At 43.7% G+C, this 12,099-nt stretch carries 8 protein-coding genes; 5 read left to right on the plus strand and 3 right to left on the minus strand.

Translation table 11 applies throughout. From position 1 onward, the window contains the following. The first annotated feature begins 3 nt into the window (after positions 1-3). Together A3774_RS09900 and A3774_RS09905 are read left to right on the plus strand one after the other, a co-directional pair. Positions 4-693, plus strand: a complete 690-nt coding sequence (locus A3774_RS09900) for a response regulator transcription factor (protein WP_067866739.1) — start codon at positions 4-6, stop codon at positions 691-693. Further along, positions 690-2,051: an ATP-binding protein gene (locus A3774_RS09905; RefSeq protein ID WP_067866741.1), complete on the plus strand. Its 1,362-nt coding sequence runs from the start codon at positions 690-692 to the stop codon at positions 2,049-2,051. Before A3774_RS09900 ends, A3774_RS09905 begins: the two co-directional genes overlap by 4 nt. A gap of 15 nt (positions 2,052-2,066) precedes the next feature. On the opposite strand, the gene argA is transcribed toward A3774_RS09905, so the two are convergent. Together argA and argE are read right to left on the minus strand one after the other, a co-directional pair. Continuing rightward, positions 2,067-3,407, minus strand: coding sequence for an amino-acid N-acetyltransferase (gene argA, locus A3774_RS09910; RefSeq protein ID WP_067866742.1), 1,341 nt, complete (start codon positions 3,405-3,407; stop codon positions 2,067-2,069). 6 nt (positions 3,408-3,413) lie between these two features. Further along, positions 3,414-4,565 (minus strand): acetylornithine deacetylase, encoded by a 1,152-nt coding sequence (gene argE, locus A3774_RS09915; RefSeq protein WP_067866743.1) that lies wholly within the window; start codon positions 4,563-4,565, stop codon positions 3,414-3,416. A 236-nt stretch (positions 4,566-4,801) separates the two neighbouring features. On the opposite strand from argE, the gene A3774_RS09920 reads away from it, so the two are divergent. Both A3774_RS09920 and glnE read left to right on the plus strand, forming a co-directional pair. Beyond that, positions 4,802-5,923 carry a CYTH domain-containing protein gene (locus A3774_RS09920; RefSeq protein ID WP_067866748.1) on the plus strand — a complete coding sequence of 374 codons (1,122 nt, stop codon included), beginning with the start codon at positions 4,802-4,804 and terminating at the stop codon, positions 5,921-5,923. Positions 5,924-6,018: 95 nt separating this feature from the next. Next, positions 6,019-8,910 carry a bifunctional [glutamate--ammonia ligase]-adenylyl-L-tyrosine phosphorylase/[glutamate--ammonia-ligase] adenylyltransferase gene (gene glnE, locus A3774_RS09925; protein ID WP_067866750.1) on the plus strand — a complete coding sequence of 964 codons (2,892 nt, stop codon included), beginning with the start codon at positions 6,019-6,021 and terminating at the stop codon, positions 8,908-8,910. A 53-nt stretch (positions 8,911-8,963) separates the two neighbouring features. On the opposite strand, the gene A3774_RS09930 is transcribed toward glnE, so the two are convergent. Continuing rightward, on the minus strand, positions 8,964-9,962 hold the full coding sequence (locus tag A3774_RS09930; protein WP_067866752.1) for a branched-chain amino acid aminotransferase: 999 nt from the start codon (positions 9,960-9,962) through the stop codon (positions 8,964-8,966). 349 nt (positions 9,963-10,311) lie between these two features. On the opposite strand from A3774_RS09930, the gene A3774_RS09935 reads away from it, so the two are divergent. After that, positions 10,312-12,087 carry a phosphoethanolamine transferase gene (locus tag A3774_RS09935; RefSeq protein ID WP_067866754.1) on the plus strand — a complete coding sequence of 592 codons (1,776 nt, stop codon included), beginning with the start codon at positions 10,312-10,314 and terminating at the stop codon, positions 12,085-12,087. The last annotated feature ends 12 nt before the right edge of the window (positions 12,088-12,099 follow it).

Consider the following 12,099-nt stretch of genomic DNA (forward strand, 5'->3'; position numbering starts at 1 on the left):
GACATGAAATTACTCGTTGTTGAAGATGATCCAGATCTACGCCGCCAACTCGTAACGGCATTGGGAAGTAATAATTACACTGTAGAAGAAAGTGCTGACGGTGAAGAAGCACTTTATATGGGTGAAGAGTATCCCTACGATCTGGCCATTGTCGACTTAGGACTACCTAAGTTATCAGGAATTGAAGTGATTCGAGGCTGGCGCGCAGAGGGTAAAGAATTTCCAATTATTATTCTCACTGCACGTGGCGATTGGCAGGACAAAGTAGAAGGCTTAGAAGCCGGCGCAGATGACTACCTAGTCAAACCATTTCATATGGAAGAACTAACCGCACGCCTTAATGCCCTGTTACGACGTGCAGCAGGGCATTCAAAACCGGTTCTTGAATTTGGGCCCATTAAAATTGATACCACAGGACGTGTTGTTTATCGTAACGATGAAGCAGTCAAACTAACAAGTTACGAATATCGTACCTTTGAATATTTAGTATTAAACGCGGGTAAAACCATTTCAAAAAGCGAATTAACCGAGCACCTTTACCATCAAGATTTTGACCGTGATAGTAATGTGTTAGAAGTCTTTGTACGTCGATTACGTCAAAAATTAGATCCCGATCAAAACCTAGACCCAATTACAACGGTTCGCGGGCTAGGTTATCGCTTTGCATTAAATACATCTAAGGATAACGAGTGAATGTAAAATCCCCCCTGCACTCATTGCAGGGGCGCTTACTTATTGCCTCAGCTGTCATATTACCAATTGTGCTTCTCATTGCTGGTATTGCCTTAAGTAAAGCTTATAACTACAGTTTAGAAAATGCAGTTAAGGACCGTCTCCAACTGCAAGTTTATCTACTTTTAGGTGCTGTAGAGCTAAAAGAAGACCATATAATCTTCCCTGAGCGCCTTCAGGAACCACGCTATGAACAAGTCAATTCAGGTCTATACGCTGCGATTCATGACAATAATGGTAAGCTTCTTTGGCGCTCTTTATCCTCCATTCTATTGGATGATCCAAAACTATCTGAAGTTATCAGTTTAGGGGGGATTAATACCGGCGAGCCACTTTTCGAGCATAAACACGACGCAGGAATTTTCAGTTTCCAATTACGTGTTATTTGGGAAACTGAAGGAAAAGAGCACTCATTCCTCTTTACTGTGATGGAGTCCGACGAATTAGTTACACGCGACATCACCGCTTATGAGCAGCAATTAATTGTCTGGCTAGGGATTATTTTTCTTGTCGCGCTGCTCGCACAAACACTGATTTTAAGCTGGGGCTTAACGCCGCTAAGACGATTAGCGAAAGATCTAAAAGCGATTAAATCAGGCAACGCCGATAAATTAGGTGGGCACTATCCTGATGAAGTTCAACCGGTCACAGAAAACCTAAATGAACTGATCGAAAGCGAAAGGAAGCAACGGGAACGATATCGCAATACCTTAGGAGATCTTGCCCATAGTTTAAAAACGCCACTCGCTGTAATGAGAGGAGCAGAGCTCGAAGAACATGAACTGCACACTTACCAAACATTAGTCGCTGAGCAGGTGGAACGAATGGATCAGATCGTTCAATATCAGCTCACTCGTGCAGTAAAAAGCCATCAAAAACCTCTAGGGAAATCGGTACAAGTGACACCGATTATTGAACGAATGCTTGCAGCCCTAGGTAAGGTATATAGACATAAGACGGTACGCACAGACGTGCAACTTGCTGATAATCTGCTCTTTTACGGTGATGAACGAGATTTAATGGAAGTGCTCGGCAATATTATGGAAAATGCGTTTAAATATGGTCACAGTCAAGTCTGCGTATCCGGCACTCATCTTAATAACGAATTACAGCTCTCTATCTGTGATGATGGACCGGGCGTTACCCCAGATATGCGTCAGGTTATCCTACAACGCGGGGAGCGCTTAGATACTTCGATTCAAGGCCAAGGGATAGGTCTGTCAGTAGCCACCGATATTATCAGTAGCTACCAGGGAGAGATTGAAGTGCAAAACTCACCTTTAGGTGGCGCCTGTTTTATTATCCGTTTTCCTGACTAACCTTATACAAAAAAGTTAGCCCAAGTCCCGTATAAAAACTTTAGAGTTCCGTTGTAAGTTAAAAAGCGCCTTCTTCTCTTTAGGGAGTTGATCAACATTGCTTTCAACAAAACCACGCTCAATAAACCAATGAGCTGTTTTTGTCGTCAGAACAAACAACTTTTCTAAACCTTGTCCTCTAGCTTGTTTCTCCACCGCGCGTAATAGCTCATCGCCCCTTGCCCCGCCTTTATATTCAGAGGCAACAACAACACAGGCCAGCTCGCCAACTTTCTCATCTGCAAACGGATATAGAGCAGCACAGCCAATAACAACGCCGTCACGCTCAATTAAGGTAAAACGCTCTATCTCGTTCTCCAAGACCTCACGGGAACGGCGTACCAAAGTCCCATTCTCTTCTAAAGGACGGATCAACTCTAATACAGCACCTACATCCTCTATACTTGCTTTCTTTAGCTGTTCATAAGATTCAGAGAGGATCATCGTTCCAGAGCCATCACGGGTAAACAGCTCCGCTAATAAGGCACCATCCTCTTTGAAACTAATGAGGTGGCACCGTTTAACCCCTTTACGACATGCATCAACGGCCGCTTCTAAATGACGTGAAAGTTCAGTATGCGGTTGATCTGTATCCTCTAATGAGGACAAGTAATGACTCACCAACCGTTCAGCTTTACGTGTTAAGAGTTCGCTGCGTAGCACCCCTGCACTATCAAACACCCCATTATCAGCACCAAAAATAATTAATTTATCCGCATTCAATGCTGTTGCTGCACAAGTAGCAACATCTTCGACTGATAAATTGAACAACTCACCTGTAGGTGAGTAACCTAAATGGGATAAAAGAACGATATTGCCATCATCCAATTGCTGGACAATTGCTTCATGATCTATACGGCGAACTTCACCCGTATGGGCCATATCAATACCATCTAAAACACCAACGGGCTTGGCCGTTACAAAATTGCCAGAAATGACCTTTATACGAGAGCCTGCCATAGGTGTATTCGGCAGCCCTAGTGACAAACGTGCTTCAATCTCAGCACGCACAATGGCTGATGCTTCAATTACACAGGTCATCGTCTCTTGGTCCGTCACCCGCAGATGATGGTGCAACTGTGATGGAATCGACTTCTGTTGTAGCCGTTCACTAATTTGTGGGCGTGATCCATGCACTAAAATCAACCTCACTCCAAGGCTGTTCAGCAGCGCAATATCATGCACAATGTTAGCAAAGTTAGGCTCGGCAACCGACTCCCCACTCAACATCAATACAAAGGTGTTTCCACGATGAGCATTAATATATGGAGAGGAGTGGCGGAACCAATTAACGTATTGTTTAGTTTCGTCGTTCACGGCAGTCTACAAACAGTATTGAGTGATCATTTTCTCTAGTATGGCTACTGTAGGCTTTATCTGATCAAAAGCCAAATACTCATCCGGTTGATGCGCCTGATCAATCGACCCTGGCCCCATCACAATCGTATCCATGCCTAAATTTTGTAAAAACGGCGCTTCTGTTCCAAACGCAACCGATTCCGCTTGGAAGCCAGTTAACTTTTCAGCGGTTCGCACCAGCTCCGAATCCCGTTGGTTTGCAAAAGAGGGAATGCCAGGAAACAGTGATGTTGTCGTTATCGCAACACCGAATTGATCTGCAAAGGGAGCCAAACGCCGACTGACATCTTCTCGTAAATTATCTAAGCTCATTCCGGGTAGAGGGCGAAGATCATATTCCAACTCACAATGTCCACAGATACGATTCGGATTATCACCGCCATGAATACATCCCAAATTAAGCGTTGGTTCTGCAATTTTAAAAGCACTATTCTGATGATCACGCTTCATTTCATTCCGAAAAGAGATCAGCTCTGACAACACAGAATGCATCGCATCTAATGCATTGGCCCCCAGTGAGGGGTCTGACGAGTGGCCGGCTTTCCCCTCAATTTTAACTGATTCCATCATCATGCCTTTATGCATATAGATTGGCTTCATCCCTGTAGGTTCACCAATCACAGCGTAACGGGCTTTAGGCTTGCCTGTTGAGGCTAAGGCACGAGCACCGCTCATCGAACTCTCTTCGTCTGCAGTCGCCAATATAATAAGCGGCTGCTTTAACGGCTGATCCAGAAACGTCTTCGCGGCCTCAATTGCTATTGGAAAAAAACCTTTCATATCACAAGTGCCTAAGCCATAAAAACGGTTATCTTTTTCCGTCAACGTCAAAGGATCACTTTGCCAACGTTCAGCATTAAAAGGGACTGTATCCGTATGGCCAGAAAGCACTAATCCACCAGGGCCTTTTCCTAAAGTCGCTATAAGGTTCGCTTTACCTGGGTGTCCTTCAACAGGAATCACTTCAGTATCAAAACCCAAATGAGATAACCAGCCTTCCAACAGTTCAATAACAGGCAGGTTGCTTTGATCCCAATCAGCTTGAGTACAACTGACCGAGGGACTTGCGATCAACTGCGACAACATAGCGACCAGATCAGGGCATTTCTTCGACATCAGCAACTCCAAACAAAGATAGATTTAACGCCTTTAATATAATTATCATGGCGGATAAGGTCTAAAAACCATTTTAAGCCTAGCGGTTCAGTTTAGATAGGGTTTTCCCGCTGCAGCTGAGGTAAACTGCACCATATTAGACCGCCCGCATTAATATTAATCTAATGCCGAAGTCTGAACTTAAATAATAAGAAAAATAAAAAATTCCCTGACTCCAGAGTATAGAGAATAAAACGATGGCACTTGAAGTAGAACTCAAACTAACCTTAAGCCCACACCATATTGAATCCCTAAAGCGTCAACCGCTGTTTAGGTCTCAACAAATTCGAGAGCTAAAAACGGAGCAATTGGGCAACACCTACTATGACACCCCTGACCAGCTGCTCACACAGCATAAGGTTGCCTTACGTATTCGTAAAAAAGGAGAGCAACTGATTCAAACGCTAAAAAGTAGCGGCACTTCTGAAGCGGGCTTGCACAGCAGGAATGAGTGGGAGTGGCTGCTCAATTCACCGGAATTAGATTTCCAATTACTCGCCTCTGCTGAATGGCCAAAAGCGCTCAATAGTGAAACCCTACAGAGTAATATAGCGCCGGTATTTACAACTGACTTCCAACGTACGACTTGGATCTTAGATAGCTTAGATAGCCAAGGAGAGGTATTAAAAGCAGAGATAGCTTTAGACCAAGGCACAGTAACTGCGGCTGGTAAAGAAGACACAATCTGTGAATTAGAGCTCGAATTACTAGAAGGTAATGGATCAGAGTTAGTAAAATTCGCTCTTAAGTTAGCTAAACATGTTCCGCTCTATATTAGTGATGTAAGCAAAGCAGAGCGCGGCTACCGCTTATTGCAACCAGAAAACTATGAGGTCTATCGCACGGCAGCACAACTTGATGCTACCACCAACCTTGAACAGGGCTTTATTCAACTGCTAAAAAATGAACTCAGCTTGTGGCCTCGTTACTTTGAAGCCTGGCACTTTACCAATAACTGGAAGTTCATACCTCTTGCCCTCGAATCATTAAGAAATGTAAGTGCGTGCTATGAAAGTTTTAGCACTATTATTCCTACAGAACCCGATGGGGTAATAGATAAACTACTCACAAAATTAATACGTCAACTTAGAGATATAGACGCATGGCGTAGAACAGCGTTACTCTCAGGACATAAAGATAATCGCTGGTTCAAACAGCAGGCCGAACAAGCTACAGCCAGAATCAATGTTCTATTACAAACAGCAGAGCCTGGTGTGCTTGCTCTATTAATTTCAGAGCAGCTAATCGAGAAAACCTGGCGCAACCGCTGGAATGACAACCATAAACAGCTCGCGAAGCAAACGCTATTTGATAAATAAGTATTTAATCATCGCCCAGTGCCTGACCACAATCAGGAACTGGGCAAACGAGCACTGATACGATTAAGGAATTCTTCTCAGGAGCCATATTACTCATGCTGAAACCGCAGCTGGAACAACTACCCAAAGCGCTTCACCCCCTCTTACAACAAAACTGGGATCAAGTTGCGCCTGTCTTAGAGCAGATTAAGTCATCCCCTACATCCTTTGCCGATGACTTAACCCGAGCATTAACGGGTAGCACATTTGTTGCTGAACAGCTGAGTCGTAACCCTGAAATGCTTCCTGAACTACTCACCAGTGGCGATCTATATTCCACTTATGAGTATGACCACTATCAAAACAGTTTAAAATCACTCTTTGCGCCATTAGAAACTGAAGAACAGCTACATAAAACCGTACGCTGTTTTAGGCAACGCGAACAAGTACGCTTAATCTGGCGAGATTTAAACCGTTTCAGCGATATGCGCACAACCACCCGCGAACTCTCCTGGTTAGCCGACGCCTGTGTCGAGCAAACGATGAACTGGCTCTATCAACAAGCCAGTGAACGCTGGGGAAAACCTATAGGCCGCGAGAGCAAAAAGCCACAACGCATGGTGGTACTGGGTATGGGCAAACTCGGCGCAAACGAACTGAATTTATCCTCTGATATAGATCTCATCTTTGTCTATCCTGAAAACGGCGAGACCGACGGCAGTAAAAAATGCCTAGATAACCAAGATTTCTTTATTCGCTTAGGCAAAAAGCTCATTCAAGCTCTCGATAACACAACCATTGATGGCTTTGTTTTTCGTGTCGATATGCGGTTACGCCCCTTCGGGTCAGCGGGACCTTTAGCTATTAGCTTTGATGCGATGGAAGGATATTATCAAGAGCATGGCCGTGAGTGGGAACGCTACGCCATGATTAAAGCTCGCGTCATGGCTGGCGACAAAGATGCAGGCTATGAACTTATGGGGATTCTTCGTCCCTTTGTCTATCGCAAATATATAGACTTCAGCGCCTTTGATTCCCTAAGGGAAATGAAGGATATGATCAATCGTGAAGTCCGTCGCAAAGGGTTAAACAATAACGTTAAACTCGGTTCTGGCGGCATACGGGAAGTTGAATTTATCGCACAAGTATTCCAACTTTTACGTGGCGGCAGAGACTCAAGGCTACAACAAAGGGAGTTATGTAACATTCTCCCTCTCCTTCCTGAAGCCGTCGGTATGCCTCAAGTAGCTTCCGATGAACTAATGCAAGCTTATGAGTTTTTACGTAATACAGAGCATGCTATTCAAGCGGTTGCTGACAAACAAACTCAGGAGCTTCCTACAACAGAAATAGAACAACTCAGGCTTGCATTTAGCATGGGATTTAACAGATGGGACGACTTTTCAAACAGCCTCGAAGAACAGCGAAAAAATGTGCGTAAGCACTTTGCTGATCTGATCGCTCCTTGCGAAGAGGAAGACCCAGAGCAAACGTTAACCGATCAACAATTATGGCTATCACTCTGGAATGACGAGTTAGAAAACACTCAAGCAGAAGCTATTTTAAAAGAACAAGGTTTTGATACCCCAGAAAAGGCATGGGCACTTATTGATAGCCTACGCCAATCAAAGACAGTACAAATGCTCCAGAAAATAGCACAAGACCGTTTACTCTTAGTGCTGCCAGTTCTTTTTCAGGAAGTGACTAAAACTAACAATCCAACTGAAACATTAAGCCGTGTTTTTGAGTTAATTCAAGCCATATTACGTCGTTCCGCTTACTTAGTACTTTTAGCTGAAAACCCCAACGCTCTACAGCAACTCGTTAAGCTTTGCTCAGCCTCAAGCTGGTTTTCAGAGAAGCTAAAAACACACCCAATATTGCTGGATGAGCTGATCGATCAAAACACACTTTACGCTCCACCTGACAAGCAACAGCTAGATAGTGAGCTACGCCAGCAGCTATTACGTATACCCGAAGAAGATACCGAACAACTCATGGATGCGTTACGTTACTTCAAAAATGCCCACGTCTTAAAAGTTGCGGCATCAGAGATAACCGGTGCTCTTCCTCTAATGAAAGTAAGTGATTACTTAACTTGGACGGCTGAAGTTATACTCGAAGCGGTTGTTGATATCGCTTGGAGACTCATGACCGAAAAGCACGGTTTACCACAAAAAACAGCTGGCGTTCCCTGCAGCCCTGATTTTATCGTTTTGGGCTACGGTAAAATGGGTGGTATAGAGCTCTCCTATGGATCCGATTTGGACCTTGTCTTTATCCATGATGCAGACCCAAATCTCTTTACTGATGGAGAGAAACAGATCGCCAATGCCGTTTTTTATACCCGCTTAGGGCAAAAAATAATCCATATACTCAACACCTTTACTACCTCAGGCCAGTTATATGAAGTGGATATGCGACTCCGTCCTTCCGGTAACTCAGGTTTGTTAGTCAGCTCATTAAAAGCCTTTGCTGAATACCAACAGAAAGAAGCATGGACATGGGAACATCAAGCGTTAGTGCGTGCGCGGGTCGTCGCTGGTGATAAAGCACTACAAACACGTTTTGAACGGGTTCGCGGCGAGATCCTCAGCAAAAAACGTAATACCGAGCAGTTGATAGATGATGTCACTGAGATGCGTGAAAAAATGCGTCAGCATTTAGGCAGCAAAGAGAGCGAAAGCAATCAAGTTTTTCATTTAAAACATGATCGAGGCGGCATTGTAGATATTGAGTTTCTAGTACAATACCTCGTACTCAATTACTCAAATCAATACCCCGAACTGTACCAGTTTACCGATAATATTCGAATTTTGGATGCCGTTGAGAATGTAGGCCTACTGGAAAAGCAAGAGGCTGAAATACTACGAGAAGCCTATAAAGCTTATCGTGCCGTAGGCCATACACAATCAATGCAAGACCTAACAAATACAATATCAGCTTCAGAGATGAAGGACCTAAGGGAAGCGGTCGCCACGGTTTGGCAAAAAGCGATCAACAAATAATAAAAAAGGCGGACTTTAAAAAGTCCGCCTTTGCAAAACACAAGGTGTTTAAATTAAACGTCAGTCAGCCAACCATGCTTATCTTCAGCTTTTCCCCACTGAATATCATTCAAAGCAGTACGTAGTTTAACGGTAGTCTCACCAATACCACCGTTACCTACTTTGTATTCTTTATCTTGGTAAACCATAGTACCAACAGGTGCTAGAACAGCAGCAGTGCCTGACAAAGCAGCTTCACAACCCGGCTTTTTAATGCGTTCAAGCATCTCATCAACGGTAATTGTACGCTCCGAAACTTTCATACCTAAATCGCGAGCAATCGTTAAAACGCTGTCACGAGTAACGCCGTGCAAGAAACTATCATCAAGGGAGCGGGTGATCACTTCATCACCATCAATTAATAGGAAGTTTGCCGCGCCGGTTTCCTGAACATCCCCATTTGGACAGAATAAAACCTGATCGACCTTATGCTCCGCTTTAGCTTTCATGGTGGGTAAAAGCGCACTCGCGTAGTTGCCACCACTTTTGATCATGCCATTATGAGGTGCACAGCGCAGACCTTGATCTTCTACCAAAATACGTAACGCACGATCACCACCCGCAAAATAATCCCCTACCGGCGATAACAACACGTAAAAACAAGCGGTTTCAGAAGGTGCGGCGGCTTTACCTACAGCGGGCTCAGTACCAAACAACGTAGGACGAATATACATTGAACCCGGAGGCTGTGGCACATCAGACGCAAAACGTTTAACCGTGTTCAAAATCATATCAGTCACAAATTTTTCATCTAATTCAGGTAGTGCCAATAAACGTGCACTTTGTGCCAAACGAGCTACATTGCGATCAATACGGAATACTTTAACTGAGCCATCGTCATGTCGAAATGCCTTAAGCCCCTCAAAACAGGTGCTGGCATAATGTAAAACATGGGCACCAGGGTGTAGCTGAATACTATTACTCGGGACCATTTCGACCGCACTCCAGCTTGAACCGTCAAACCAAGTGATTGACATTTCCGGCATAAAAACGGAGCCAAATGCAGTAGCCATGATACCTTCCTTTAAGTAATTACCTGCTGTGCCTATGAATCCCCTTACACGGGGCAAAGCGACAGAGATGAAAAAATGATGAGTGTAAATAGGGCTGACATTCTAATCCTCAATAGAACAAATTGGAATTATCTCAGTCGCTAACTTGCCCTCTTCTATAAAAAAAACGCTCGAGCCCTATTTTTGCATAGAAATTGGGTGTTTTTTGCTAATTATTGTATGATTCTCAACTTTAAATAATCGATTCTTTGGCCCAATTTACCAAACAAGGCCACCATCAGCGTGAGCCAAGACCTTATTTTACTCGGTTGCTTTTAGATAAATAAAAACAACCTTTAATCGAGAAACAATGGAACAATTATTCATTAAGCTAGTAAACCTAGGAAGATCTGCACCCAAACGTGCATTCCTAGTTATTTTTCTTTGTCTCGCGCTATGTGATCTATTGTTAGTTCGCGATATAAACTGGCTCATAGAAAATTGGGAGGGAAAACGGTTTTGGGTTAATTATAGCTTCAGCCTAATCTCATTATTGCTCCTTATGCTGATCATCTCGCCAAGTAAAAACGGCCCGGTTCGATCTATATTTCTATTTTTTATCTTGGGCACCCAAATCGCCCAACAATCTTACTTTTCCATTTATCGAAATTTTGTCACGGTCTTTGATCTACGATTTGTCGCTGCCGATCCCTTACTGACCTTAGAGTTATGGCTTGATAACGCCATTATATTCAAACCGATCTTATTACTTGCGATAGAGCTCCCGCTCTTAATGTTACTTTTCCGCTTAAACCTCAAACCTAAATGGTGGGTTAGAGGCGGTAGCTTTATTGTTGCATCACTGTTCTTTTTACTTGTCTCATTTAGCTGGTATGGCATTAGCAAATATCAATTTAGTTCAGTCGCCTACGCTGGCGTGTTTCCTAACCTTATCGAAAGAAATGCCTTTGAAGGCAAGTTAGCTGACAAACCAGTGTTAACCGCTCAAGAACCCGCCAGTAACGCACCCAATATAGTTTTTGTAGTTGGTGAATCCCTTACCCTAGATCACACAGGTATTGCCGGATATGAACGGCAAACAACACCAAGATTACAAGGGATGATGGAACGTGGCGAGATGCTGTTGTATCGCAATGCAGTCAGTATAGGCACACGTACACTTAGCTCAGTGCCTTATATGCTCACAGGCTTACAAGGAATCGATCCTCACGGCCTCGTCTATAGTAGCCCCACTATTTTCAATTACGCCAAAGCGGCGGGATACAGAACGGCGTTAATAACGGCTCAAGACTTTCAGTGGCGAAATGTAGATCAAATATTTGTTGATCAAGACTTAGATTTCTACAAACCAGGTACAGACTTCAGCGTCTCAGTTTCCGTCTCAGAAGGGGCGGATGATATGAAAGTACTTAAAGAAGGTATTATTCCCTTCCTTGACTCATCATTAGGTGATCATCAAAAAGCACCTATGCTTTTAGTGGCGCAGATGAACGGTAGTCATTACCCCTATAGCAACCACTCGCCTGAGTCGATCAAAAAATTCCTTCCAGAAGAGAAGCCTAACGGTATTAATGCCTACGACAACACTGTGTTATACACAGACCTATACCTTGAGACATTGGTCAAAAATATCAGGCAGCGAGACCCAAATGCCTGGGTATTCTATTCTTCCGATCATGGCCAAGATATCTCGCAAAACAAAACATCATTCAACTCAGGCTATGGGTCCGGCGTTATACACAACCCGTTAATGGTATTCCCACCGGCAGAATTCTTGGAAACACTGAGAATCAATGAAACGGCGCCGGTTAGCCAAGCGGACATTTTTGCAACTATTATTAATTTGATGCAGATTGAACCTGTATCAGAAATCAACGGCATCGATTTGAGAACGGCTATCGACCCAACAAGGCTACGTGTTGTATCCGCTTATATGAAAACGCTCCACAATGAGCCAAATGCAGTTCTTATTATGCCGAACCTCAGCTATATCTATATCGATTTTGATCGACAAAGCGCTACGCTGGCTGATGGAAAAACCATCATTCCCTATAAAGAGATGGCCGCAGAATATCGAGCTATTTTTGATCATCGCCTAAAACCAACAAACCACAATGAGCCTTAGATTATGTTTGCT

Source organism: Neptuniibacter marinus (assembly GCF_001597725.1).
Taxonomy (GTDB): Bacteria; Pseudomonadota; Gammaproteobacteria; order Pseudomonadales; family Balneatricaceae; genus Neptuniibacter; species Neptuniibacter marinus.

Bases quoted from the DNA above. Each gene is read 5' to 3' on its own strand.
- A3774_RS09900 (WP_067866739.1), top strand. From the start codon at position 4: ATGAAATTACTCGTTGTTGAAGATGATCCAGATCTACGCCGCCAACTC.
- argE (WP_067866743.1), bottom strand. From the start codon at position 4,565: ATGTCGAAGAAATGCCCTGATCTGGTCGCTATGTTGTCGCAGTTGATC.
- A3774_RS09920 (WP_067866748.1), top strand. From the start codon at position 4,802: ATGGCACTTGAAGTAGAACTCAAACTAACCTTAAGCCCACACCATATT.
- glnE (WP_067866750.1), top strand. From the start codon at position 6,019: ATGCTGAAACCGCAGCTGGAACAACTACCCAAAGCGCTTCACCCCCTC.
- A3774_RS09930 (WP_067866752.1), bottom strand. From the start codon at position 9,962: ATGGCTACTGCATTTGGCTCCGTTTTTATGCCGGAAATGTCAATCACT.
- A3774_RS09935 (WP_067866754.1), top strand. From the start codon at position 10,312: ATGGAACAATTATTCATTAAGCTAGTAAACCTAGGAAGATCTGCACCC.